This window comes from Streptomyces sp. NPDC085596 (genome assembly GCF_044541565.1).
In the GTDB taxonomy this organism is placed as follows: domain Bacteria; phylum Actinomycetota; class Actinomycetes; order Streptomycetales; family Streptomycetaceae; genus Streptomyces.
Genome location: NZ_JBITTC010000013.1, coordinates 37,928 through 61,041, shown reverse-complemented (window position 1 = coordinate 61,041; position 23,114 = coordinate 37,928). Strand labels below are relative to the sequence as shown.

Sequence of the window (23,114 nt, the reverse complement as noted above, 5' to 3'; positions counted from 1 at the left end):
CGGCATGAGCGCGAGCGACAGCCCTGCGAACCGGTTGCAGGCGCTCTTCGAGGGGCACCGGCTCACGCCCACCCAGCGCCGCATCGCGCACAGCATGGTGCGCCGCGCCGCCGACGTGCCGTTTCTGTCCAGCGTGGAACTCGCCGAGCTGGCCGGGGTCAGCCAGCCCTCCGTCACCCGGTTCGCCGTCGCCCTCGGCTTCGACGGCTACCCGGCGCTCCGCCGCCATCTGCGCGAGGTCGTGCCCGCCGAACCGGCCGCCGACAACGGCGCGTTCAACGAGTACCAGCAGGCCGTCGAGGCCGAGATCGAGAACCTCAAGCACCTCGCCGAACTGCTCGCCGACCCCGCCCCCGTCCAGCGCGCGGGCCGCCTCCTGGCCGCCTCCCGCCCGCTGCCGGTGCTGGGCCTGCGCGCCGCCGCCCCGCAGGCGTTCGGCTTCGCCTACTTCGCCGCCAAGGTCCACCCCGACGTCCGGCTGCTCGACGAGGGCGGTTCGATGGTGCAGGACCGCATCGACGCCGCCGTACGGGCCGGTGCCTCCGCGCTGCTCTGCTTCGCGCTGCCCCGGCACCCGCGCGAGGTGCTGGACACCCTCGCGCACGCCAAGGAGGCGGGGCTGACCGTCGTCACGGTCGCCGACTCCGCGTTCGCGCCGGTCGCCAAGTACTCCGACCTGCTGCTCCCCGCCGCCGTCGGCACCGGGCTCGCCTTCGACACCGCGTGCGCGCCGATGCTGCTGGGCAGGGTGCTGCTGGAGGCGCTGTGCGACGGGCTGCCCGACGCGCAGTCCCGGCTGGAGGAGTTCGACGCGCGGGCAGCGGCCCGAGGACTCTTCGCGGAGTGACCGGCACGCTCTGTCGGCTGGACCGGCGCGGCGGGCGACGCGGCCCCCGGAGGGGCCCGCCGCCGTGCCGGTGCGGGTCGCTCAGACCTCCAGGTCCTCCTCGATCCGCTTCAGCTGGTGCCGGGCCATCGCCAGGTTCGCCCGGCCGTCCAGCACCAGGTAGAGGAACAGCCCGTTGCCGCCCCTGCCCTTCAGCAGGCGGATCAGGTGGTACTGGTCGCTCAGCGTGATCAGGATGTCCTCGATCTCGGCGTTGAGCCCCAGGTGCTCCATGGTGCGCATCTTGGCGCGGATCACATCGGTGTTGCCCGCGGCGGCGACGTTCAGGTCGAAGGTCTTGCTGCCGCCCAGCGTGCCCAGCGCCATGCCGCTGGTGTAGTCGACGAGCGCGACGCCGGTGGCACCCTCGATGGAGGTGAGCGCCTCTTTCAGTGCCGTTTCGGTGTTCGCCATGGTTCTGCTGTCCTTTCGGAGGTTCAACTCTCGGTTGCGGTCGGTGTTTCGGTGGCCGTGGCCCGCGCGGTGCGGGTGGCGCGGGTACGGGCGGGTGTGGGCCGGGCGGGCCGCTCCGGCGGGCGGCGCCGGGCCTCGGCCTCGGCGGCGTCGAGCAGCTCCCCGACGCGGGCGCCCGCCCGGCGGCCCTCCAGGTGCAGCCGCCCGACGTTGACCCGGTCCTGCGCGAGCAGCGTCAGTACGGCGGTGCGCCCGGCCGCGTAGGTGGCGACATAGCCGCGCTCGCCGCGCACCAGCAGCTCCCGGAAGCCGCCGTTGCCGGTGGCGTCGGCTAGCCGGACGGCGACGCCGAGTGAGGCCGCGGTGAGCGCCGCGAGCCCGTCGGGGTCGACGCCGGGTGTGTCATGGGCGACGACGAGGCCGTCCACGCCCGCGGCCAGGGCGCCGGTGAGCTGGGGCACCCGGGTGCGCAGCCGCCGCAGCTCGTCCAGGACGGCGGCCAGATCCGATTCGGGCAGCATCAGCTCTCTCCTCTCGGCGGGCGGTTGCCGTTCAAAGCGCCTCCAGCGCATTCCTGAGCCTCTTCAGCAGCGCGATGTCGGGGTCGGTGACCGTGAGCGGGGCGGGCGGATGGAACGCCGCCGGCGGCGGGTCCGGCGCGGTCGGCACCGGGGCCAGCAGGCCGTCCGCCGTGAGCCGCCGCACGTCCACCAGCGTGTGGAACGCCTGGCGTCCCAGGTCGTGGGCGATGCGCAGCGCGGTGCGGACGCCGTCCACCCGCTCCAGCACCGCCCGGCGGCGCGGCGGGACCTGGGCCGCTCGGGCCGGGTCCGCCCGGATCAGCGGGGCGCTGTCGGCGGCCGGGTCGGGCCAGAGCCGGTGCAGCAGCAGGCGGCGGCGCAGCGTCTCCCGCTCCAGCGCGACGACCGGCACCGAGGGCAGCGGGCCCAGCTGGGGCGTGCCGTCGTAGCGGAAGCGGCCCGGTGCGCTGCTCGGCGCGAGGGCGAAGTACCCGGCGTCGTACAGCGCGTCCAGGTGGCACAGTTCCAGCGCGCCCTCGGGCAGCAGCCCGGCGTCGAGCAGCAGCCGGGCGGCGTCCGACGGGCTCGCGGAGCGCTCGGTGGCGCGCTGCCAGGCTGTCGTCGCGAGGGTGCCATGGGCGGTGAGGAGCACGCCGAGGCCGGGGGCGAGCGGACTCTCGGCGTGCACCACTCTGCCCTGGGCGAGGTAGAGGGTGCCGTGCTCGCGGACGAGGACACCGGTGGCCCGTTCCTCGGCGAGCCGTCTGAGCATCGGGGACAGGGCGCCCGCGGCCATGTCGCGCTGGTCGCTCCGGTCCCGCACGGGCAGCGGCGGGGGTATGTCCACCACGGTCATCCCAGCACCAGCCGGGCGGCCATCTCGCCGAGCCGGATACGGGCGAGCGCGAGATTGCCCTCCTCTCGGCCGACCCACAGATGGAGGAAGACACTGCTGTCGAAGGACGTGTCCACGAACCGCAGCAGGTGATAGCTGTCATGGTTGCTGACGATCACGTCCTCGACGGGTGGCCGCCCGTCCTCGCTCTCCCCGGCCGAGAAGGCGCCGTGTTCGGCGGCCAGCCGGGCCAGTTCGGCGGCCTCGGCGGCCGTGGTCTCGTGGTCACCGCCGGGCGCCTCGCCGACCGTGCCGAGGGCCAGTCCGCTCGTCCAGTCCACCAGCGCGGCCCCCCGGGCGCCGGGCAACCGCATGGCTTCCAGTAAGCATTCGTCGATTCCGGGCACCGTGGGCTCCCTCCCCGCCTGGGACTCCGGCTCAGTGACACCGAGACTACGCAACGTGTGCGTGGCGGGTGAGGGCTTTGGCATTTTCCGTTGGAACGTGCGTCCGGCGTACTAGTGTGGGCCGATTGGCGTGCGTTGCGCGGAAGTCGGTCCCTTTGTCCATCGGCCCGGCTCTCCGCGTCAACGGCTCCCGGGCGCGCCCAGGGTGGTGAGCGCGTCCGCGTGCGCCCCGCCGGACTCGGCCACGATCTCCGCCACCGTCTGCGGCTCGCGCACGACTGCGAACTCCACGCCCCCGGCACCGTCCGGCACGAAGCCGTAGATCCCGGGCCGGGCAAGGGAGTTGTACGAGTAGTGGTGGGCGAAGTAGTAGGCGCCGGTGTCCAGCGCGGCCGCCAGGTCGCCCTGCTCCAGTGCGGGCAGTGAACGGCCCTCGGCGAGCAGGTCCCCGGAGAAGCAGGCGGGCCCCGCCACGTCCTGCACCACCTCCGGCCCGGACTTCGGCCGGCCCTCGGCGTCGTACGCGGCGACCCGCAGCGGCCACTGCTCGGGCGCGTACACCGTCCGCGTGGCCACCTGAACGCCCGCGTGCGTCACCGCGATCCGCCGGCCGCCCGCGCTCTTGGCGTACTCCACTCGCGCCAGCACCGTGCCGTGCTTGGCCAGCAGCGACCGGCCGAACTCGGTCACCAGCCCGTACCGCCCGTCGAACAGCCCCGGCACCTCGTCGGCCAGCAGCCGGGCATACTTCGCGTACGTCGGCGTGGTCGCCTCGGCCGTGAAGTCGACCGGCAGGCCGCCGCCGATGTCCAGGGTGTCGATCTGGCGCCGCCCGGCCCGTTCGTTGACCTCCTCCGCCAGCGCGTACGCCTCCGCCACGCCCCGCGCCATCAGCGGCAGCGGGATGCCCTGCGAGCCGGTGTGCGCGTGCAGCCGGGTCAGCCACGGCCGGTCCAGGTAAGCCCGCACCACCCACTCCCTGGCCCCCTCGTCCAGCAGCGCCACCCCGAACTTGGAGGTCGGCGTCGCCGTGGACGTCGCCCCGATGGTCCCCCCGCCGACCTGCGGGTTCACCCGGATGCCGAGCGGGGAGCGGGTGGGCGCGGCGGCGACCAGCGCGTCGATACGGGCCAGCTCCTGCGGGTTGTCCGCGTTGACGGCGACCCCCAGCGCCAGCGCCTCGCGCAGCTCGCCCGGAGTCTTGGCGGGGGAGTCGAGCACGGTCCGGGTGGCGGGCACCCCGGCGACGCGGGCGAGGGCCAGTTCGCCGGGGCTCGCCGCCTCGGCGCCCAGTCCGGCCGCGTGCAGCAGGCTCAGCACGGGCACCAGCGGGGCCGCCTTCACCGCGAACGCGTGCAGCACCGGCGTGCCCGGCGCCACCACCGCGTCGAACGCGGCGCGCAGGGCCGCCGCCGACTCCCGGATACCGGCGACGTCCAGCAGCGCGACCAGCGGCGCGTCCGGGCCGAGCAGCCCCTGCGTCACCGCGCCCCGCACGGCGGCGTCCCGCAGGGTGACGCGCGCGGCGGCCTCCCGCTCCCGCTCGGCGGTGTCGTCGTGCTCCACGGTCTCCTGTGCCACGGTGTGCCCTCGTCCCTGTCGCTCGCCCCCGTTCACTGGTTCCAGCCAAACATTCCCGCCGCGCGGGCGATGGCACCCGGAACCTATTGACTAGCTCTATTCACGACTGGACTATGTGAATAGCCATAGCAACAGGAGGAGCACACGATGTCGGGACCCCGCCCCGTACGAGCACCGCGCGGCACGGAACTGAGCACCCTGGGCTGGCAGCAGGAAGCCGCCCTCCGGATGCTCCAGAACAACCTGGACCCCGAGGTCGCCGAGCACCCCGACAAGCTCGTCGTCTACGGCGGCACCGGCAAGGCCGCCCGCGACTGGCGCTCCTTCGACGCCATGGTGCGCACGCTCAGGACGCTGAAGCAGGACGAGACCATGCTCGTCCAGTCCGGCCGCCCGGTCGGCGTCATGCAGACCCACGAGTGGGCCCCGCGCGTCCTCATCGCCAACTCCAACCTGGTCGGCGACTGGGCCAACTGGGAGGAGTTCCGCCGCCTGGAGGCCCTCGGCCTCACCATGTACGGCCAGATGACCGCCGGTTCCTGGATCTACATCGGCACCCAGGGCATCCTCCAGGGCACCTACGAGACCTTCGCCGCCGTCGCCGCGAAGAAGTTCGGCGGCACCCTGGCCGGCACGATCACCCTGACCGCCGGACTCGGCGGCATGGGCGGCGCCCAGCCGCTCGCCGTCACGATGAACGACGGCGTGGCGATCTGTATCGACGTCGACCCGCGTGCCATCGAGCGCCGCATCGAGCACAAGTACCTCGATGTGAAGGCCGACAGCCTCGAACACGCCCTCCAGCTCGCCACCGAGGCCCGCGACGCCCGCCGCCCGCTCTCCATCGGCGTCCTCGGCAACGCGGCGGAGCTGGTCCCGCAGCTGCTCGCCATGAGCGCCCCCATCGACATCGTCACCGACCAGACCTCCGCGCACGACCCGCTGGCCTACCTCCCGGTCGGCGTCGACCTCGAGGACATGGCCGACGCCGCCGAGAAGGACCCGGCCGGGTTCACCACCCGCGCCCGCGAGTCCATGGCCCGGCACGTCGAGGCGATGGTCGGCTTCATGGACGCGGGCGCCGAGGTCTTCGACTACGGCAACTCCATCCGCGGCGAGGCCCAGCTCGCGGGCTACGAGCGGGCGTTCGCCTTCCCCGGCTTCGTCCCCGCCTACATCCGGCCCCTGTTCTGCGAGGGCAAGGGGCCCTTCCGCTGGGCCGCGCTCTCCGGCGACCCGGCCGACATCGCCAAGACCGACAAGGCGCTGCTGGAACTGTTCCCGGAGAACGAGTCCCTCGCCCGCTGGATCAAGATGGCCGGCGAGCGGGTGCACTTCCAGGGGCTGCCGGCCCGGATCTGCTGGCTCGGATACGGCGAGCGGGACAAGGCGGGGGAGCGGTTCAACGACATGGTGGCGAGCGGTGAGCTTGCCGCTCCGCTCGCCATCGGGCGGGACCACCTCGACTGCGGGTCCGTCGCCTCGCCCTACCGGGAGACCGAGGCGATGCTGGACGGGTCCGACGCGATCGCCGACTGGCCGCTGCTGAACGCCATGGTCAACGTGGCTTCCGGGGCGTCCTGGGTCTCCATCCACCATGGGGGCGGCGTGGGGATGGGACGGTCCATCCACGCGGGGCAGGTGAGTGTCGCCGACGGTACGAAGCTGGCGGGGGAGAAGATCCGGCGGGTGCTGACCAACGACCCCGGCATGGGTGTCATCCGGCACGTGGACGCGGGGTACGACATCGCGGAGTCGGTCGCCGAGGAGCGGGACGTGCGGGTGCCCATGCGTGAGGGTGAGGGGGAGTGACCTCCTCCTTCCAGGAGATGTGGGCCGAACTGCTGCCCATCGGGCGCAGCTCCGCCTCCGGCGGTTACCGGCGATACGCCTGGACCGCCGCCGACGCCGAGTGCCGGGCCTGGTTCCGGGGACAGGCCGAGGCTCGCGGGCTGAGCTACGAGGTGGACCGGAACGGGAACCAGTGGGCCTGGCTCGGGGACCCCGCCGACGGGGACGCCGTCGTCACCGGGTCGCACCTCGACTCCGTGCCGGACGGTGGGGCTTTCGACGGGCCCCTCGGGGTGGTGTCCGCTTTTGCGGCGCTGGACGAACTTAAAGCTCGAGAAGTTCGGCCGAACCGCCCCCTCGGCATCGTCAACTTCGGGGACGAGGAAGGTGCCCGCTTCGGGCTCGCCTGCGTCGGCTCCCGGCTCGCCGCCGGGCAGCTCACCGTCGAGCAGGCCCACCTCCTCACCGACGGCGACGGGATCACCCTGCCCAAGGCCATGGCGGCCGCCGGCCACGACCCCGACACCATCGGAGCCGACCCCGAACGCCTCGCCCGCATCGGCGCGTTCGTGGAACTGCATGTCGAACAGGGCCGCGCGCTGGACCTCTCCGGGGACCAGGTCGGCATCGCCAGCTCCATCTGGCCGCACGGCCGCTGGCGGTTCGACTTCCGGGGCGAGGCCAACCACGCCGGCACCACCCGGCTCGCGGACCGGCGGGACCCGATGCCGACGTACGCCGAGACCGTGCTTGCCGCCCGCCGGGAGGCCGAACTCGCCGGAGCCGTCGCCACGTTCGGCAAGATCTCCGTGGAACCCAACGGGGTCAACGCCATCCCCTCCCTGGTGCGCGGCTGGCTGGACTCCCGCGCCCCCGGCCAGGAGGCGCTGGACACGGTCCTCGACGGCATCACGCGTGCCGCGCGGGAGTACGCCGACGCCCACGGCATCGACCTGGACGTGGTCCGCGAGTCCTTCACCCCGGTCGTGGAGTTCGACCACGCCCTGCGCGACGAACTCGGCCGCCTCCTGGGCCGGGACGCCGGGCTGAAGGTGCCCGTGCTGGGCACCGGGGCCGGGCACGACGCCGGGATTCTGTCCGGGAGCGTCCCGACCGCCATGCTGTTCGTGCGCAACCCCACCGGTGTCTCGCACTCCCCGGCCGAGTCCGCGACCGAGGACGACTGCGTGGCCGGGGTGCGCGCCCTCGCCGACGTACTGGAAGGACTGACCCGCAGGTGACCCAGGGAACCTACTGGTTGGAGCACGCCTGGCTCGGCGCGAACGTCGAGCCGGGGGTGCTCGTCGAGGTCGCGGACGGCCGCATCACCGCCGTCCGCACCGGCACGCCCACCCCGCCGCCCGGCGCCGAGATCCTGCGCGGTCTCACCCTGCCCGGCCTCGCCAACGCGCACAGCCACGCCTTCCACCGGGCCCTGCGCGGCACGGTCCAGGTCGGCTCCGGGACCTTCTGGACCTGGCGTGAGGTGATGTACTCCGTCGCCGACCGGCTGACCCCGGAGACCTACCATGCCCTCGCCCGCGCGGTGTACGCCGAGATGGCCCTCGCCGGGATCACCTGCGTGGGGGAGTTCCACTACCTCCACCACGCCCCCGGCGGCACGCCCTACGCCGACCCCAATGCCATGGGCGAGGCTCTGATCGCGGCCGCCGCCGAGGCCGGCATCCGCATCACCCTCCTGGACACCGCGTACCTCTCGGCCGGCTTCGGCGAGCCCCCCAACCACCATCAGCTCCGCTTCTCCGACGGCACCGCGGACGCCTGGGCCGAACGCTGTTCAGTTCTCAAGGAACAGGATCACGCGCGGATCGGCGCGGCCGTCCACTCCGTACGGGCCGTCCCCGCCGCCCAGTTGGCGACCGTCGCGGGCTGGGCCGGGGAGCGGCGGGCCCCGCTGCACGTCCACCTCTCCGAGCAGACCGCCGAGAACGACGCCTGCCTGGCCGCGCACGGCGTCACCCCGGCCCGGCTGCTCGCCGACCACGGCGTGCTCGGACCGCGCACCACCGGTGTGCACAACACCCATCTCACCGGCGAGGACATCGCCCTGCTCGGCGGCTCGGGCACCGGCACCTGCATGTGCCCCACCACCGAACGCGACCTGGCCGACGGCATCGGGCCCGCCGTCAACCTCCAGAGCGCGGGCTCCCCGCTCTCCCTCGGCTCCGACAGCCACGCCGTCATCGACCTGCTCGAAGAGGCGCGCGCGATGGAGCTGGACGAGCGGCTGCGCACCCGCACACGGGGTCACTGGACCGCCGCCGCGCTGTTGCGCGCCGCCACCGAGGACGGCCACGCCGCGCTCGGCTGGCAGGAGGCGGGCGCCATCGAGCCCGGACGGCTGGCCGACCTCACGACCATCGCCCTCGACTCGGTCAGGACGGCCGGACCGCCGCCCCGGCTCGGCGCCGAGACGGCCGTATTCGCGGCGAGCGCGGCGGACGTCCGGCACACGGTCGTGGGCGGCCGCCAGGTCGTACGGGACGGGGCGCACACGCTCGTGCCCGACGTGCCCTCCGCCCTCGCCGACGCGATCGGCGCCCTGCGCGACTGACCCCCACCGGCACCCCTACCGGCACCCCCGAGGACACCGAGAACACCATGAGCAGCAGCACCGCCATCACCAACATCGCCACGCTGGTCACCAACGACCCCTCCCTCGGTGACAGTTCCCCTCTCGGACTCATCCAGGACGCGGCCCTGGTCATCGACGGCGAACGCGTCGTGTGGGCCGGTGAGTCAAGGAAAGCACCCGCCACTGACAACCGCCTCGACGCCGGTGGGAAGGCCGTCCTGCCGGGCTTCGTGGACTCCCACTCCCATCTGGTCTTCGCCGGGGACCGCACGGCCGAGTTCAACGCCCGCATGTCCGGCCGCGCCTACAGCGCCGGCGGCATCCGCACCACGGTCGCCGCCACCCGCGCCGCCTCCGACGCCGAGCTGGAGGCCAACCTCGCGCGCCACCTGGCCGAGGCGCTGCGCCAGGGCACCACCACGATGGAGACCAAGTCGGGCTACGGGCTCACCGTCGAGGACGAGTCCCGCGCCCTGCGCATCGCGGCCGCCCACACCGACGAGGTGACCTACCTCGGCGCTCACATCGTCGCCCCCGAACTGGCCGGGGACCCGGCCGCGTACGTCGCCCTGGTGACCGGGGAGATGCTGGACGCCTGCGCCCCGCACGCCCGTTGGATCGACGTGTTCTGCGAGAAGGGCGCCTTCGACGGCGACCAGGCCCGCGCGATCCTCACCGCCGGCCGCGCCAGGGGACTGCACCCCCGCGTCCACGCCAACCAGCTCTCGTACGGCCCCGGCGTCCAGCTGGCCGTGGAGCTGGACGCGGCCAGCGCCGACCACTGCACCCACCTCACGGACGCCGACGTGGACGCCCTGGCGAACAGCGGTACGGTCGCCACGCTGTTGCCCGGCGCCGAGTTCTCCACCCGCGCCGAGTGGCCCGACGCGCGCCGCCTGCTGGACGCGGGGGCCACGGTGGCCCTGTCCACGGACTGCAACCCCGGCTCGTCGTACACCTCGTCCGTGCCGTTCTGTATCGCGCTGGCGGTGCGGGACATGGGGATGACCCCGGACGAGGCCGTGTGGGCCGCCACGGCGGGCGGGGCGGCCGCGCTGCGCCGTACCGACATCGGCCGCCTCAGCCCAGGTGCCCGCGCCGACCTGACCCTCCTGGACGCCCCCAGCCACGTCCACCTGGCCTACCGCCCCGGCGTCCCGCTGGTCGGCGAGGTGTGGCGGAGCGGCGTCCGGGTGGCCTGACCGGCCCCGGTGCCCTCCGCGCGGACCCCGTCCTCGTCAGCGGGCCCCCGCCCGCCACCGCTGCTCCCGGCCGCCGTTCAGTGGCCGCAGCTCCACCCCGCCACCGCCGTCGGGCACCACGGCCGTCTCGATGGCGATCTCCGGCCGGATGGTGCCGTCGGGGTCGACCGTGAAGCGGAGGTTCTGGCCGTTGCCGCCGTGGACCGAGTCGCACGGCCAGATGCCCACGCCCCGGTCGGCGTCGCCCCGGCTGTCCAGACAGAAGTCGGAGTCGGCGGCCGAGCGGACGACCCCCAGGTCGCTGTCGACGCTCCAGCGCTGGGCGGGCGAGGAGGTGCAGGGGACGGTGACGACGTCGGTTCCCTTGTCGAAGTCGCCGTCGCGTACGTCCAGGCACGTGCCGGTGGCCAGATTCACCACCTGGGTGCGGGCGGCGCCCGGCGGTGTGGGCGGGGGCGTCGGGGAGGGGCTGGGCTCACGGCGGGTCGGCAGGGGCGTCGGGTGCTGCGAAGTCCTGCTCGGCGCAGGGGACTTGGCCGTGCGGGACGGGGTGGGGGAGACGACGGGCGAGGGGGAGAACGTCGCCGTGACCGTCACCTGAGGGGGTGCGGGGGCCGCCACCGGCTGTCCGGGAGAGTCGTCCGGACGTACGAGCAGGAACACCACGAGCGAGACGAGGGCCACACCCAGGGCCAGTAAGGCCAACGGATAGCGACGTCGCGGCGGCCGGTTCCGGCGCGGGGCAGGCCCGTCGGGCGCCGGTGCCGGGGCAGGACCGTCTCGGTGGGCGTATGCCGTGCCGCGCCAGGGGAGCAGCCCCTCCGCGAGGGCCTGCCGCGGGGTGTCCCGCAGTGCGCTCAGGTCCTCGAACGCGGCCGCGCAGCAGGGGCATCGGGCCTTGTGCGCGTCCAGGTCGACGCTGCGGCGGGGCCCCTCCGGCCGTACCGCCTCCTCGATCAGCCGGCGGAAGTCGGCGCAGCGCGGATCGTCGGACGCGGCCAGCCGCTGTCGCAGGCACGCCTGGGCCAGCGCCGTCACGGCTCGCGGGGTGCCGTAGGTGACATCCGCGGGCCCGAGGCCGAGGTAGGCGGCGGTCCGCTCCTGGGGCTCCTCCTCCAGGACGCCGTACCAGACCAGGCCCTGGTCGCGGGACGGGAGCGACTGGAACGCCGGGAGCAGGGGCGGGGTCGGACCGCCGGGCACGGCACCGGAGTTGAGCACCAGCAGCAGGCCGGGGTCCAGGCCCGCCGCCCGCTCGTCACGGGCCCAGGACGCCGCGGCGCGACCCGTCAGGAGCAGCAGGTGGTGGCGCAGGGGCACGTTCGGCTCGATGCCGCGCGCCGTGTCACGGGCAGCCGCGGTGAGCGCCTCCGCCGCCAGCCGTCGGGCGGCGGACTCGCCGGTGGTGCACAGGCGGGCGTAGGCGAGGACCGCCGGCTGGTGGCGGCGGCGCAACTCCTGCAGCGCCGGGTACGCCGTCGGGGTCGGGGTGCGCAGCAGTTCGATGAGCCGCGCGTCCGGCGCCTTCTGAACGTCCTCGTCCGGCTCGGCCCGGTCGCCCTGAGCCATGCGCGCCCTCCGTCCCCCTGGGGTTCTGACATACCAGCCAGTTCGGGTGGCCCATGGTGCTGGAGGGGCGCGGTCCGGGAAAGGGGTTACTTTGGGTAACCCATAACGGTTCGCGCATCGGTGACACGGCGAGGCGGCCCGGCACCGCCTGCCGAGCCGCCTCATGCGTGCGGGGGAGGACCGCCCTCGGGCGGCGCCCACCGTCACTCGTCCAGCGTCAGTCCCTTGCGCAGCCGCGTCAACGTCCGCGACAGCAGCCGCGAGACATGCATCTGGGAGATGCCCAGCTCCTCGCCGATCTCCGACTGGGTCAGGCCCGCCACGAAGCGCAGGGAGAGGATCTTCCGGTCGCGGGGCGCCAGTTCGGCGATCAGCGGCTTCAACGACTCGATGTACTCGATGCCTTCGAGCCCGTGGTCCTCGTAGCCGATGCGGTCCGAGAGCGCGCCCTCGGTGTCGTCCTCGGCGGGCTGGGCGTCCAGCGAGGAGGCGGTGTAGGCGTTCGAGGCCGCCATGCCCTCGACGACCTCCTCGTGGGAGAGTCCGAGCCGCTCGGCCAGCTCCGCGACGGTGGGGGTGCGGTCCAGCCGCTGGGCCAGCTCGTCCCCGGCCTTCGCCAGGTCGAGCCGCAGCTCCTGGAGGCGGCGCGGGACGCGTACGGACCACGAGGTGTCACGGAAGAAGCGCTTGATCTCGCCGATGATGGTCGGCATGGCGAAGGTCGGGAACTCGACGCCGCGCGACATCTCGAAGCGGTCGATCGCCTTGATCAGGCCGACCGTGCCGACCTGGACGATGTCCTCCATCGGCTCGCTGCGGGAGCGGAAGCGCGAGGCGGCGAACTTGACGAGCGCCAGATTCAGTTCGACGAGGGTGTTACGGACGTACGAGTATTCGTGCGTGCCCTCCTCCAGCGACTCCAGGCGCTCGAAGAGCGTCTTGGACAGGGCTCGCGCGTCCACCGGGCCGACCTCGTCGAACGGCGGGATCTCGGGGAGCCCCGCCAGGGGGTCGAGGGGGTCGAGAGGGTCGATGGTGTGGTCCAGCTGGTCCGGTGGGGGTGTCGACGTCGCTTTGTGGGTAGGCGATGCGTCGAGCCGGGGTGACATGGGTGTCCTCCATCGTTCTCGGCATATGGCTGCCGAAGCCGATACGTGCACTGCGGTGTGCGGCGCCTCCGAAGCCGGCGTGTAGGGATGTGTGTCGTACTAGCCCTACCTGCTTCGGTGAGCTGGTCGCAAGTGTCGTTTGCGGCGATATGCCCGTTTCTGTGGGGTTGTTCGGGTGTCGAAGTGTGGCTGGAAGGCGTAATGTTCGAGGGCATCAGCAGCCAAGACCTCGGGAGAGAGACGGCATGGACCACGGGACGGTCGGCAGCGCACAGTCGGGCCGGCTTCTGGTGGAGGTGCGGGAAGAGGGCTCCAGCGCCGTAGTGACACCGGCTGGTGAACTCGATCACCACACCGCCGATCTACTGCGCGAGCCGCTCGACGACCTCCTCGAGAAGGGCTTCGCACGACTTGTCGTGGACTGCTCACGACTGGAGTTCTGCGACTCGACAGGACTGAACGTCCTGCTCGGGGCGCGGCTCAAGGCAGACGCCGCCGGCGGCGGAGTGCACCTCGCGGGCATGCTGCCCGTAGTCGCACGCGTATTCGAGATCACGGGAGCCGAGGCGGTCTTCACCGTCCACGACTCCGTGGCGGCAGCCCTGTCGGGCGAGACCGGCTGACCCCTCCCGTACGCCCCCTCCACCGGTGCTCCTTCGAGCGCCGGGTGAACGCGGGGGTGTTCCGGGGGATCAGTCGGGCAGGAGACACTCTGAAACCCTTCGGCAGCCCCGCCGCCGGACCGTTCCGGGAACCGGGGATGGGGTCCGGCGCGACGTATGAGGCGAGGGCGGACCGCCGAAGGGTGACGGAGGCAGCACGCGGACACCGGACGGACGGTGAACCGGCCGTCCGGGACCGAACGGAGTCGGACTTTTGAATCGTGTACTGGTGGATCGGTGAGGTGAAGCGCTGATGAGCACCACCCGGCCCTACTCGCCGGGCGACGGTGGCCCGGAGCCGAGCGGCGCTTCCGGCATGCCCGAAGGAGACGAGGCGTCGGACGACGCGACGGCCGTGAGTGCCGTCGCGCCTGCCACGCCCTCCGACGGCGAGGCGGAGGCGTGGGGGCGGCAGGTCCGCAGACTGAGCCTGGACGGCGAGAGCGGGGTGGTCCCGCTCGCCCGGGACTTCACCCGGCAGGCGCTGTACGCGTGGGGCTGGCTCCCCGCCGCCGGCGCCGAGCAGCGGGCCGCCGCCGAGGACGTGCTCCTCGTCGTCTCGGAGCTGGTCACCAACGCCTGCCTGCACGCCGGTGGACCGGACCAGCTGTTCCTGTCCTGCGACAAGAAGGCGATCCGGCTGGAGGTCACCGACCGGGGCACCGGCCAGCCCGCACCCCGTACCCCGCACCAGGCGGGCCGCCCCGGCGGCCACGGCATGTTCATCGTCCAGCGCCTCTGCCTGGACTGGGGCGTCGTACGCACCCCCGACCAGCCAGGCAAGACGGTCTGGGCGGAACTGGGCGCCCCGGCCTGAGACCGGCGCCCCGGACAACGGCGAAGGGCCCCCGCATCATCGATGCGGGGGCCCTTCGTGCGTCCAGCGGAGCGAGTCAGGTCAGTTGACGCTGCCCATCAGGGCCTTGACCTTCTTGCGGTACATCCAGACCGCGACGCCCGCCACCACGGCCAGGGCCGCCTCCAGGCCGACGAAGCCCATCCTGTCGAGGTTGACCCCGCCGACGGCCGGGTTCGACAGCAGGGCGGTGATCGAGTCGCCCGCGGTGACCGCGAGGAACCAGACGCCCATCATCTGCGAGGCGTACTTCTTCGGCGCCATCTTCGTGGTCACCGACAGGCCCACCGGCGACAGCGCCAGCTCACCGACGGTCTGCACGAAGTAGATCGCCACCAGCCACATCGCCGCGGCCTTGTGACCGCCCTCGGCGATCGACAGCGGAGCGAGGAAGAGGAAGAAGGACGCGCCGACCAGCACCAGACCGGAGCCGAACTTCACGATCGTGCTCGGCTCCTGGCCGCGCCGGTTCAGCCACAGCCACAGCCAGGCGAAGACCGGGGCCAGCGCCATGATCATGATCGGGTTGACCGACTGGTACCAGGAGACCGGGAAGCCCCAGCCGGCGATCGTGTTCTTGGCCGAGCTGTCGGCGAACAGCGACAGGGTGGAACCACCCTGGTCGTAGATCATCCAGAAGACGGCGGCGGCGACGAAGAACCAGATGTACGCGGAGACCTTCGAGCGCTCGGACGGCTCCAGGTCCTTGTCGCGGTAGATCCGGGCGATCACCAGGATCGGCACGATCAGGCCGATGATCGTCAGCGGGATCAGGGCCCAGTTCAGCGTGAAGTGGCCCGTGCCGCCCACGAGGGCGTAGAAGACCACGGCGATGGCGAGCCAGATCAGGCCCTTGCGCAGCGTGGACTTCTTCTCCTCGGCGGACATCGGGGTCGGGACCTCGTTGCTCTGCGCGGCGAGGTGACGGCCGCCCAGCATGTACTGGATGAGGCCCAGCGCCATACCGAGCGCGGCCAGCGCGAAGCCGAGGTGCCAGTTGACGTTCTCGCCGACGGTGCCGATGGCCAGCGGTGCGACGAAGGCGCCCAGGTTGATGCCGATGTAGAAGAGGGTGAAGCCACCGTCGCGGCGCGGGTCGTCCACGCCCTTGTACAGGTGGCCGACCATCGTCGAGATGTTGGCCTTCAGCAGACCCGAACCGATGGCGACCAGGACCAGACCGACGAAGAAGCTCGCGGACATGGGCAGCGCCAGGCACAGGTGGCCGAGCATGATGATGAGACCGGAGACGGCCACCGTCTTGCGGGGACCGAGCAGGCGGTCGGCGACCCAGCCACCGGGCAGGGCGAGCAGGTACACGAGCGACAGGTACACCGAGTAGATCGCGGTCGCGGTGCCCGCGCTCATGTGCAGGCCGCCCGGAGCGACCAGGTACAGCGGGAGCAGGGCCCTCATGCCGTAGTAGGAGAACCGCTCCCACATCTCGGTCATGAAGAGAGTGGCCAAGCCTCGGGGGTGGCCGAAGAAGGTCTTCTCGGTACCCGGGGTCTCCGGGCGGACCGAGTCCTTCGTCAGGCTGGACGCCATGGTCGTTCCTTGCTGGTCGGGACGCGCGATGGAGCGCTGCGCGCCCGGTGGGGGTGCGGCCGGCACCGGCGAGGTCGTCCATCCACCCCCACGCCCTGGGGGCCCCGCATCCTGGCGGAGCGGCGGACGGCGACCACCGGGATCCACGCCCCGAACGCGTCACTGCGTGCGGAGCCCGGCCAGAGGTCATTCCTTTCAAGGCTGATCTTCGTCAGCCCGCACAGAAAAAGGACCCAAGGCGTCATGTGCCCGCCAAAAGGCCCCCGGTGTGCTACAGGCGTTCAGGTCACCATACGGCAGGACACTGCCGGAAATGGAAGGACTTGAGACACGGATCACAGGGATCAGGGGAACCGCGCGACCTGTTTCGAAGGTCTCTTCCACGATCGCATCCCACGGGCACTGGTTTGTACCAGCAGGGTACAAAGGTAAGAGCCCTGCTGCCGACCACGCCCCGCCCCCACGCGCGGGCGGTCTACCATCAGCTCATGACCCGTGTACTGCTCGCCGAGGACGACGCGTCCATCTCGGAGCCGCTGGCCCGCGCTCTGCGCCGGGAAGGTTACGAGGTCGAGGTGCGCGAGGACGGCCCCAGCGCGCTCGACGCCGGACTCCAGGGCGGTGTCGATCTCGTCGTGCTGGACCTGGGCCTGCCCGGCATGGACGGCCTGGAGGTCGCCCGCCGGCTGCGTGCCGACGGCCACACCGTGCCGATCCTCATCCTGACCGCGCGGGCCGACGAGGTGGACACCGTCGTGGGCCTCGACGCGGGCGCCGACGACTACGTCACCAAGCCCTTCCGCCTCGCCGAGCTGCTGGCCCGGGTCCGGGCCCTGCTGCGGCGCGGCTCGGCGGAGCCGCAGCAGCCGACGGCCACGCACGGTGTGCGCATCGACGTCGAGTCGCACCGCGCCTGGATGGGCGAGGAGGAGCTCCAGCTCACGGCCAAGGAGTTCGACCTGCTCCGGGTGCTGGTGCGGGACGCGGGGCGGGTCGTCACCCGGGACCAGCTCATGCGCGAGGTCTGGGACACGACGTGGTGGTCCTCCACCAAGACCCTGGACATGCACATCTCCTGGCTCCGCAAGAAGCTCGGCGACGACGCGGCCAACCCCCGGTACATCGCCACGGTGCGCGGCGTGGGCTTCCGCTTCGAGAAGAGCTGACGCCCACCTCGTCGAAGGCGGGGGAGACTGGTGGTTCTCAGTCTTCCCGGAGGGACCCGTGCGTCGTCGTCTTATTCAGTCCACGCTTGCCGTCGTGCTGGTGGTGATCGCCGTGTTCGGGGTCTCGCTGGTGATCGTGGAGACACGGACGATCAGCAACAGCGCCCAGGAGCGGGTCGAGTCCGAGGCGGTCCGGCTGGCCAGCATCGTGGACAGCCGCATCCTCGCCGCCGAGAACGTCAACGCCGACGTGCTGCGCAACCCGGTCAGCAAGACCCAGTACGCGGTGATCCGGATGCCCGGCCGGGCCCCGATCGAGATCGGCAGCAAGCCCGAGGGCGACGTCATCCACTCCACGCAGCACGGCGAGGAGGGCGAGACGGTCACCGTGCAGGAGCCCCGCTCCGCCGTGACCCGCGAGGTCGGCCGCACCCTGCTGATCATCGGCCTGGTCGCCCTGCTCGCCGTGATCGCCGCCGTCCTGCTCGCCGTACGCCAGGCCAACCGGCTCGCCTCCCCGCTCACCGACCTCGCCGAGACCGCCGAACGCCTCGGCTCCGGCGACCCCCGCCCCCGCCACAAGCGCTACGGCGTCCCCGAGCTGGACCGGGTCGCCGACGTACTGGATTCCTCCGCCGAGCGCATCGGGCGCATGCTGACCGCCGAACGGCGCCTCGCGGCCGACGCCTCCCACCAGCTGCGTACGCCCCTCACGGCGCTCTCCATGCGGCTGGAGGAGATCACCCTCACCGATGAGCCGGAGACGGTGAAGGAGGAGGCCACCATCGCGCTGGCGCAGGTGGAGCGGCTGACCGACGTGGTGGAGCGGCTGCTGACCAACTCACGCGACCCGCGTACCGGCTCCGCCGTCACCTTCCACCTGGACGACGTCATCCAGCAGCAGCTCGCCGAGTGGCGCCCCGCCTACCGCAGCGCGGGCCGGGCCATCGTCAGCTCCGGCAAGCGGCACCTGACGGCGGTCGGCACGCCCGGCGCCGTCGCGCAGGTACTGGCCGCGCTGATCGAGAACTCGCTGATGCACGGCGGCGGCACCGTCGCCCTGCGCACCCGTGTCACCGGCAACCAGTCCGTGATCGAGGTCACCGACGAGGGCCCCGGCGTCCCCGCCGACCTCGGCGCGCGGATCTTCGAGCGGACCATCAGCGGCCGCAACTCCACCGGCATCGGCCTCGCCGTCGCCCGCGACCTCGCCGAGGCGGACGGCGGCCGTCTGGAGCTGCTCCAGACGCACCCGCCGGTCTTCGGCCTGTTCCTCTCCCGCACCGCCCCCGCCCAGAACAAGGGAGACGGCCAGGAGCCCACGGTCCGCTGAGCTAGCGCACCCGCTCCGGGTTCTCCGGCTCGTGCCGGGCCACCGGCTCCGTGCCCGTGTCCTTGTCGGGCAGCGCGCGGAACACCCAGGTGCGGTACGACCAGAAGCGGAACAGCGTGGCGACGCCGATGCCGACGAACTTGAAGATGTTGCTCTGGAGCGGGGTGTCCCAGCCGAACCCGTAGGTGGCGAGGTACAGCACCCCGTTCTCGATCACCAGGCCGATCGCGCTGAACACCAGGAACAGCATCAGCTCGCGCGGGCGCCCGCCCTTTTCGCGGTCCCGGTACGTCCAGTAGCGGAAGCCCAGGTAGTTGAAGACGATGGCCACGATCGTGGCGATGATGCTGGCCCGCACCACGGGCAGGTCGGAGACGTGCCGGACCAGGTTGAACACACCGAGGTTGACCAGGACCCCGGCCCCTCCGACCGCGCCGAACTTGGCCACCTCACGGGCGAGCCGTTGCAGCCCCGAGGAACGACGTTCCATGGCTGTGCAGCTCCCGTCCATAGGTTCTTCTCGGCCCGGCCATGCTATCCACGCGATCCCTCCCATGCCCGCGCACCTGGCCACAGCCGGGGAAACGGGTCGGCAAGAGGCCGGCAAGGGGCGGGTAAGAGATCCGCGCCGGGGGGCCAGGACATCGGTCGTCCGGGCCGGTCCCGGCGGCCGATACGCTAGGGGGGTGACGTTCCCGGTAGTCGGCATGGTCGGCGGGGGGCAGCTCGCGCGTATGACGCACGAGGCGGGCATCCCGTTGGGCATCAGGTTCAAGCTCCTCAGTGACACTCCCCAGGATTCCGCGGCGCAGGTCGTGAGCGAAGTCGTCATCGGCGACTATCGCGACCTCGACACGCTGCGTGAGTTCGCGCGCGGCTGTGACGTGATCACCTTCGATCACGAGCACGTGCCGACCGAGCACCTCAAGGCCCTGGAGGCGGACGGCATCCCCGTCCGGCCGGGGCCCGACGCGCTCGTGCACGCCCAGGACAAGGGCGTGATGCGCGCGAAGCTCACGGAGATCGGCGTGCCCTGCCCGCGCCACCGCATCGTGCGCGACCCGGCCGACGTGGCCGCGTTCGCCGCCGAGGGCGAGGGCTTCCCCGTCGTCCTGAAGACGGTGCGCGGCGGCTACGACGGCAAGGGCGTGTGGGTCGTCGACTCCGAGGCGGAGGCCGCCGAGCCCTTCCGGGCGGGCGTGCCGGTGCTGGCCGAGGAGAAGGTCGACTACGTCCGCGAGCTGGCCGCCAACGTCGTACGCTCCCCGCACGGCCAGGCCGTCGCCTACCCGGTGGTGGAGTCCCGGCAGGTCGCAGGCGTGTGCGACACCGTGATCGCGCCCGCGCCCGGCCTGGACGAGACCCTCGCGCTCCGGGCCGAGGAGATGGCCCTGAACATCGCCAAGGAACTCGGTGTCGTCGGGCACCTCGCGGTCGAGCTGTTCGAGACCCGCGACGGCCGTGTCCTCGTCAACGAGCTGGCCATGCGCCCGCACAACTCCGGCCACTGGTCGATGGACGGCGCGATCACCTCGCAGTTCGCCAACCACGTCCGCGCGGTCCTCGACCTCCCCCTCGGCGACCCGCGCCCCCGCGCGCCCTGGACGGTCATGGTCAACGTGCTCGGCGGTGACTACCCGGACATGTACTCCGCGTACCTCCACTGCATGGCCCGCGACCCCCAGCTCAAGATCCACATGTATGGCAAGGACGTAAAACCCGGCCGCAAGGTGGGTCACGTCAACACCTACGGCGACGACCTGGACGATGTACTGGAACGCGCCCGTCACGCAGCCGGCTACCTGAGAGGCACGATCACCGAATGAGTCCCGTTGTTGGCATCGTCATGGGGTCGGACTCCGACTGGCCCGTCATGGAGGCCGCCGCCAAGGCCCTCGACGAGTTCGAGATTCCCTACGAGGTGGATGTCGTCTCCGCGCACCGGATGCCGCGCGAGATGGTCGCGTACGGGGAGCGGGCCGCCGAGCGCGGGCTGAAGGCGATCATCGCGGGCGCGGGCGGCGCCGCCCACCTGCCCGGCATGCTCGCCTCGGTGACGCCGCTGCCGGTCATCGGTGTGCCGGTGCCGCTGAAGTACCTGGACGGCATGGACTCGCTGCTGTCGATCGTCCAGATGCCGGCCGGTGTCCCGGTCGCCACCGTCTCCGTCGGCGGCGCCCGCAACGCCGGTCTGCTGGCCGCCCGGATGCTCGCCGCGCACGACGAGGACCTCCTCCAGCGCATGCGCGACTTCCAGCAGGAGCTGAACGACCAGGCCACGGAGAAGGGCAAGCGCCTCCGCTCCAAGGTCGAGGGCTCGGCCGGCTTCGGATTCGGGAAATGACGCCGATGACCTCCTCCCTGGACGAAGCCCGCTCGCTGCTGCGGGAGTTCCCCGTCGTCGACGGGCACAACGACCTGCCGTGGGCGCTGCGGGAGCAGGTCGCCTACGACCTGGCCGCGCGGGACATCGCCGGTCACCAGAACGCCCATCTGCACACCGACCTGCCCCGCCTGCGCGAGGGCGGGGTCGGGGCGCAGTACTGGTCGGTGTACGTGCGGTCGGACCTGCCCGACGCGGTGCCGGCCACGCTGGAGCAGATCGACTGTGTGACGCGGCTGATCGAGCGGTACCCGGACGAGCTGGCGCCCGCGCTGACGGCCGCCGACATGGAGGCGGCTCGTGCCTCCGGCCGGATCGCCTCGCTGATGGGTGCCGAGGGCGGGCACTCCATCGCCAACTCCCTCGGCACGCTGCGGGGGTTGTACGCGCTGGGCGTGCGGTACATGACGCTCACCCACAACGACAACGTGGACTGGGCGGACTCGGCGACCGACGAGCCCAAGGCCGGCGGTCTGACCGCCTTCGGCCGCGAGGTCGTCCGCGAGATGAACCGGCTCGGCATGCTGGTCGACCTCTCCCACGTCGCGGCGACGACGATGCGGGACGCGCTGGACGCCACCTCGGCGCCGGTCATCTTCTCGCACTCCTCCTCGCGTGCCGTGTGCGACCACCCGCGCAACGTCCCGGACGACGTGCTGGAGCGGCTGCCCGCCAACGGCGGCATGGCGATGGTGACGTTCGTACCGAAGTTCGTCCTCCAGGCCGCCGTGGACTGGACGGCCGCCGCCGACGACAACATGCGCGCCCACGGCCTGCACCACCTCGACACCACCGAGGAGGGCATGAAGGTCCACCGGGACTTCGAGGAGCGCAACCCGCGCCCCATCGCCACCGTCTCCACGGTCGCGGACCACCTCGACCACATGCGCGAGGTGGCCGGCATCGACCACCTCGGCATCGGCGGCGACTACGACGGCACCGCGTTCACCCCGGACGGCCTGAACGACGTCTCCGGCTACCCGAACCTGATCGCGGAACTCCTCGACCGCGGCTGGTCCAAGCCGGACCTCGCCAAGCTGACCTGGCAGAACGCGGTCCGGGTCCTGGGCGCGGCGGAGGACGTCTCCCGCGACCTCCGCACCACCCGCCCGGCCTCCCACGCGACGATCGAGTCGCTGGACGGCTAGTCGACGAGGGCGGGGTAGTCGGTGTAACCGTCGGCCCCGCCCACGTACATCAGGTACCGCTCCCTGAGCGGGTTGAGCGGGGCTCCCCGGCGCAGCCGGGCGACCAGGTCCGGGTTGGAGATGAAGGGGCGGCCGAGGGCGACCAGGTCCGCGCCGGAAGCCAGCATCGCGCGCGACGCCCGCGCCACCGCCTCGGTGGTGAGGTCGGTCAGCAGCGGGTTGCCGATCAGCGTGCCGGGCCAGTCGGCGCGCAGCCGCTTGTACAGCTCGTCGCCGGGTTCGGCGCGCACCAGGTGCAGATAGGCGAGGCCCAGGCCGCGCAGGCGGTGCAGCAGCGCGGGGTACAGGGCGTGGGTGTCGTCCTCCTGGATGCCGTTGACCGTGCCGCCCGGCGAGATCCGTACGCCGACCCGCTCGGCGCCGATCGCGTCGGCCACCGCCTCGGTCACCTCCACGGTGAAGCGCACCCGGTGCTCGGGCGGGCCGCCGTACGCGTCGGTGCGCCGGTTGGTGTTCCCGGCGAGGAACTGGTGCAGCAGATGTCCGTTGGCGGAGTGCACCTCCACGCCCTCGAACCCGGCGTCGATCGCCCGCCGGGCGGCGGAGGCGAAGTCGGCGACGGCGGTGCGGATGTCGTCGAGTGTCATCGCGCGGGGCACGGGGGCGGGCAGGTGACCCTGCCGCGTGAAGATCGTCTCCGGGAGCGGTACGGCGGAGGGAGCCACGGGGGTCAGCCCTGTCGTCGCCGGGTGGCTGACCCGGCCGCCGTGCTGGAGCTGGAGGAACATGTGCCCGCCGGCGGCCCGTACCGCCTCGGTGATCTTGCGCCAGCCGTCGGTGTGCCGGTCGGTGTGCATCGCGGCGATGTCCGGGTAGGTCTGGCCGACCGCGTTCGGGGTCGCGGCCTCGCCGATGATGAGCCCGGCGGAGGCGCGCTGGGCGTAGTAGTCGGCCATGAGCGGGGTCGGGGTGCCGTCCGCCTCCGCGCGGTTGCGGGTGAGCGGGGCCATCACCAGGTGGTGGGGGAGCGCGAGTTGGCCGAGCCGGGCCGGGGCCAGGAAGTCCGTCATGGCCGTACCGTAGAAGCTGACACCGGTGTCAGGTTCA

Annotated in this window: 22 protein-coding genes; 12 read left to right on the top strand and 10 right to left on the bottom strand. The window is 72.3% G+C overall.

Annotated features, from left to right (window positions below):
- Positions 1 to 4: 4 nt before the first annotated feature.
- Positions 5 to 847, top strand: a complete 843-nt coding sequence (locus tag ACIGA3_RS29655) for a MurR/RpiR family transcriptional regulator (protein ID WP_399721453.1) — start codon at positions 5 to 7, stop codon at positions 845 to 847.
- Positions 848 to 928: 81 nt separating this feature from the next.
- On the opposite strand, the gene ACIGA3_RS29650 is transcribed toward ACIGA3_RS29655, so the two are convergent.
- The 5 genes from ACIGA3_RS29650 to ACIGA3_RS29630 all read right to left on the bottom strand — a co-directional run bounded on the left by ACIGA3_RS29650 (position 929) and on the right by ACIGA3_RS29630 (position 4,629).
- Positions 929 to 1,300 (bottom strand): hypothetical protein, encoded by a 372-nt coding sequence (locus ACIGA3_RS29650; protein WP_399721451.1) that lies wholly within the window; start codon positions 1,298 to 1,300, stop codon positions 929 to 931.
- A gap of 23 nt (positions 1,301 to 1,323) precedes the next feature.
- A complete protein-coding gene (locus ACIGA3_RS29645) occupies positions 1,324 to 1,821 on the bottom strand; it encodes a roadblock/LC7 domain-containing protein (RefSeq protein WP_399721450.1) in 498 nt (165 codons plus the stop codon).
- A gap of 31 nt (positions 1,822 to 1,852) precedes the next feature.
- Entirely contained in the window at positions 1,853 to 2,677 is an 825-nt protein-coding gene (locus tag ACIGA3_RS29640; protein ID WP_399721448.1) for a transcriptional regulator, read from the bottom strand.
- Positions 2,674 to 3,063: a hypothetical protein gene (locus ACIGA3_RS29635; protein ID WP_399721446.1), complete on the bottom strand. Its 390-nt coding sequence runs from the start codon at positions 3,061 to 3,063 to the stop codon at positions 2,674 to 2,676. Before ACIGA3_RS29635 ends, ACIGA3_RS29640 begins: the two co-directional genes overlap by 4 nt.
- Positions 3,064 to 3,243: 180 nt before the next feature.
- On the bottom strand, positions 3,244 to 4,629 hold the full coding sequence (locus ACIGA3_RS29630; RefSeq protein WP_399721522.1) for a diaminopimelate decarboxylase: 1,386 nt from the start codon (positions 4,627 to 4,629) through the stop codon (positions 3,244 to 3,246).
- 162 nt (positions 4,630 to 4,791) lie between these two features.
- On the opposite strand from ACIGA3_RS29630, the gene hutU reads away from it, so the two are divergent.
- The 4 genes from hutU to hutI are packed head-to-tail and all read left to right on the top strand — an operon-like array spanning position 4,792 to position 10,233.
- Positions 4,792 to 6,456 carry a urocanate hydratase gene (hutU, locus tag ACIGA3_RS29625; RefSeq protein ID WP_399721445.1) on the top strand — a complete coding sequence of 555 codons (1,665 nt, stop codon included), beginning with the start codon at positions 4,792 to 4,794 and terminating at the stop codon, positions 6,454 to 6,456.
- Positions 6,457 to 6,473: 17 nt separating this feature from the next.
- Complete coding sequence (locus tag ACIGA3_RS29620; RefSeq protein WP_399721520.1) at positions 6,474 to 7,676, top strand: allantoate amidohydrolase; 1,203 nt, start codon at positions 6,474 to 6,476, stop codon at positions 7,674 to 7,676.
- Positions 7,673 to 9,010: a formimidoylglutamate deiminase gene (locus tag ACIGA3_RS29615; protein WP_399721443.1), complete on the top strand. Its 1,338-nt coding sequence runs from the start codon at positions 7,673 to 7,675 to the stop codon at positions 9,008 to 9,010. The genes ACIGA3_RS29620 and ACIGA3_RS29615 overlap by 4 nt, the downstream gene beginning before the upstream one ends.
- Before the next feature lie 47 nt (positions 9,011 to 9,057).
- Positions 9,058 to 10,233, top strand: coding sequence for an imidazolonepropionase (gene hutI, locus ACIGA3_RS29610; RefSeq protein WP_399721442.1), 1,176 nt, complete (start codon positions 9,058 to 9,060; stop codon positions 10,231 to 10,233).
- Between the two features lie 36 nt (positions 10,234 to 10,269).
- Here hutI and ACIGA3_RS29605 read toward each other — a convergent pair whose 3' ends face one another.
- Complete coding sequence (locus ACIGA3_RS29605; protein ID WP_399721440.1) at positions 10,270 to 11,802, bottom strand: ricin-type beta-trefoil lectin domain protein; 1,533 nt, start codon at positions 11,800 to 11,802, stop codon at positions 10,270 to 10,272.
- A gap of 203 nt (positions 11,803 to 12,005) precedes the next feature.
- Positions 12,006 to 12,911 carry an RNA polymerase sigma factor SigF gene (locus ACIGA3_RS29600; protein WP_399721438.1) on the bottom strand — a complete coding sequence of 302 codons (906 nt, stop codon included), beginning with the start codon at positions 12,909 to 12,911 and terminating at the stop codon, positions 12,006 to 12,008.
- Positions 12,912 to 13,156: 245 nt separating this feature from the next.
- Here ACIGA3_RS29600 and ACIGA3_RS29595 point away from each other — a divergent pair, with 245 nt between their 5' ends.
- Both ACIGA3_RS29595 and ACIGA3_RS29590 read left to right on the top strand, forming a co-directional pair.
- Positions 13,157 to 13,534: an STAS domain-containing protein gene (locus ACIGA3_RS29595; RefSeq protein WP_399721436.1), complete on the top strand. Its 378-nt coding sequence runs from the start codon at positions 13,157 to 13,159 to the stop codon at positions 13,532 to 13,534.
- Positions 13,535 to 13,826: 292 nt separating this feature from the next.
- Positions 13,827 to 14,390 (top strand): ATP-binding protein, encoded by a 564-nt coding sequence (locus ACIGA3_RS29590; protein WP_399721434.1) that lies wholly within the window; start codon positions 13,827 to 13,829, stop codon positions 14,388 to 14,390.
- A gap of 81 nt (positions 14,391 to 14,471) precedes the next feature.
- On the opposite strand, the gene ACIGA3_RS29585 is transcribed toward ACIGA3_RS29590, so the two are convergent.
- On the bottom strand, positions 14,472 to 15,977 hold the full coding sequence (locus ACIGA3_RS29585; RefSeq protein WP_399721433.1) for a peptide MFS transporter: 1,506 nt from the start codon (positions 15,975 to 15,977) through the stop codon (positions 14,472 to 14,474).
- Between the two features lie 488 nt (positions 15,978 to 16,465).
- On the opposite strand from ACIGA3_RS29585, the gene ACIGA3_RS29580 reads away from it, so the two are divergent.
- Entirely contained in the window at positions 16,466 to 17,143 is a 678-nt protein-coding gene (locus ACIGA3_RS29580) for a response regulator transcription factor (protein WP_389006804.1), read from the top strand.
- A 58-nt stretch (positions 17,144 to 17,201) separates the two neighbouring features.
- Positions 17,202 to 18,476 (top strand): ATP-binding protein, encoded by a 1,275-nt coding sequence (locus tag ACIGA3_RS29575; protein WP_399721431.1) that lies wholly within the window; start codon positions 17,202 to 17,204, stop codon positions 18,474 to 18,476.
- A gap of 1 nt (position 18,477) precedes the next feature.
- Here ACIGA3_RS29575 and ACIGA3_RS29570 read toward each other — a convergent pair whose 3' ends face one another.
- Positions 18,478 to 18,966, bottom strand: a complete 489-nt coding sequence (locus tag ACIGA3_RS29570; protein ID WP_399721429.1) for a GtrA family protein — start codon at positions 18,964 to 18,966, stop codon at positions 18,478 to 18,480.
- Positions 18,967 to 19,162: 196 nt separating this feature from the next.
- On the opposite strand from ACIGA3_RS29570, the gene ACIGA3_RS29565 reads away from it, so the two are divergent.
- The 3 genes from ACIGA3_RS29565 to ACIGA3_RS29555 are packed head-to-tail and all read left to right on the top strand — an operon-like array spanning position 19,163 to position 22,007.
- Positions 19,163 to 20,302, top strand: a complete 1,140-nt coding sequence (locus tag ACIGA3_RS29565) for a 5-(carboxyamino)imidazole ribonucleotide synthase (protein WP_399721427.1) — start codon at positions 19,163 to 19,165, stop codon at positions 20,300 to 20,302.
- Entirely contained in the window at positions 20,299 to 20,820 is a 522-nt protein-coding gene (gene purE / locus ACIGA3_RS29560; RefSeq protein WP_399721426.1) for a 5-(carboxyamino)imidazole ribonucleotide mutase, read from the top strand. The genes ACIGA3_RS29565 and purE overlap by 4 nt, the downstream gene beginning before the upstream one ends.
- Positions 20,817 to 22,007: a dipeptidase gene (locus tag ACIGA3_RS29555; protein ID WP_399721424.1), complete on the top strand. Its 1,191-nt coding sequence runs from the start codon at positions 20,817 to 20,819 to the stop codon at positions 22,005 to 22,007. The genes purE and ACIGA3_RS29555 overlap by 4 nt, the downstream gene beginning before the upstream one ends.
- On the opposite strand, the gene ACIGA3_RS29550 is transcribed toward ACIGA3_RS29555, so the two are convergent.
- Positions 22,004 to 23,077, bottom strand: coding sequence for an alkene reductase (locus tag ACIGA3_RS29550; RefSeq protein WP_399721422.1), 1,074 nt, complete (start codon positions 23,075 to 23,077; stop codon positions 22,004 to 22,006). The two genes, ACIGA3_RS29555 and ACIGA3_RS29550, sit on opposite strands and share 4 nt — an antisense overlap.
- Between the last annotated feature and the right edge of the window lie 37 nt (positions 23,078 to 23,114).

Bases quoted from the DNA above. Each gene is read 5' to 3' on its own strand.
- purE (WP_399721426.1), top strand. From the start codon at position 20,299: ATGAGTCCCGTTGTTGGCATCGTCATGGGGTCGGACTCCGACTGGCCC.
- ACIGA3_RS29585 (WP_399721433.1), bottom strand. From the start codon at position 15,977: ATGGCGTCCAGCCTGACGAAGGACTCGGTCCGCCCGGAGACCCCGGGT.
- ACIGA3_RS29555 (WP_399721424.1), top strand. From the start codon at position 20,817: ATGACGCCGATGACCTCCTCCCTGGACGAAGCCCGCTCGCTGCTGCGG.
- hutI (WP_399721442.1), top strand. From the start codon at position 9,058: ATGAGCAGCAGCACCGCCATCACCAACATCGCCACGCTGGTCACCAAC.
- ACIGA3_RS29550 (WP_399721422.1), bottom strand. From the start codon at position 23,077: ATGACGGACTTCCTGGCCCCGGCCCGGCTCGGCCAACTCGCGCTCCCC.
- ACIGA3_RS29645 (WP_399721450.1), bottom strand. From the start codon at position 1,821: ATGCTGCCCGAATCGGATCTGGCCGCCGTCCTGGACGAGCTGCGGCGG.
- ACIGA3_RS29570 (WP_399721429.1), bottom strand. From the start codon at position 18,966: ATGGAACGTCGTTCCTCGGGGCTGCAACGGCTCGCCCGTGAGGTGGCC.
- ACIGA3_RS29650 (WP_399721451.1), bottom strand. From the start codon at position 1,300: ATGGCGAACACCGAAACGGCACTGAAAGAGGCGCTCACCTCCATCGAG.
- ACIGA3_RS29600 (WP_399721438.1), bottom strand. From the start codon at position 12,911: ATGTCACCCCGGCTCGACGCATCGCCTACCCACAAAGCGACGTCGACA.
- ACIGA3_RS29620 (WP_399721520.1), top strand. From the start codon at position 6,474: ATGTGGGCCGAACTGCTGCCCATCGGGCGCAGCTCCGCCTCCGGCGGT.
- hutU (WP_399721445.1), top strand. From the start codon at position 4,792: ATGTCGGGACCCCGCCCCGTACGAGCACCGCGCGGCACGGAACTGAGC.
- ACIGA3_RS29595 (WP_399721436.1), top strand. From the start codon at position 13,157: ATGGACCACGGGACGGTCGGCAGCGCACAGTCGGGCCGGCTTCTGGTG.
- ACIGA3_RS29655 (WP_399721453.1), top strand. From the start codon at position 5: ATGAGCGCGAGCGACAGCCCTGCGAACCGGTTGCAGGCGCTCTTCGAG.
- ACIGA3_RS29580 (WP_389006804.1), top strand. From the start codon at position 16,466: ATGACCCGTGTACTGCTCGCCGAGGACGACGCGTCCATCTCGGAGCCG.
- ACIGA3_RS29640 (WP_399721448.1), bottom strand. From the start codon at position 2,677: ATGACCGTGGTGGACATACCCCCGCCGCTGCCCGTGCGGGACCGGAGC.
- ACIGA3_RS29605 (WP_399721440.1), bottom strand. From the start codon at position 11,802: ATGGCTCAGGGCGACCGGGCCGAGCCGGACGAGGACGTTCAGAAGGCG.
- ACIGA3_RS29590 (WP_399721434.1), top strand. From the start codon at position 13,827: ATGAGCACCACCCGGCCCTACTCGCCGGGCGACGGTGGCCCGGAGCCG.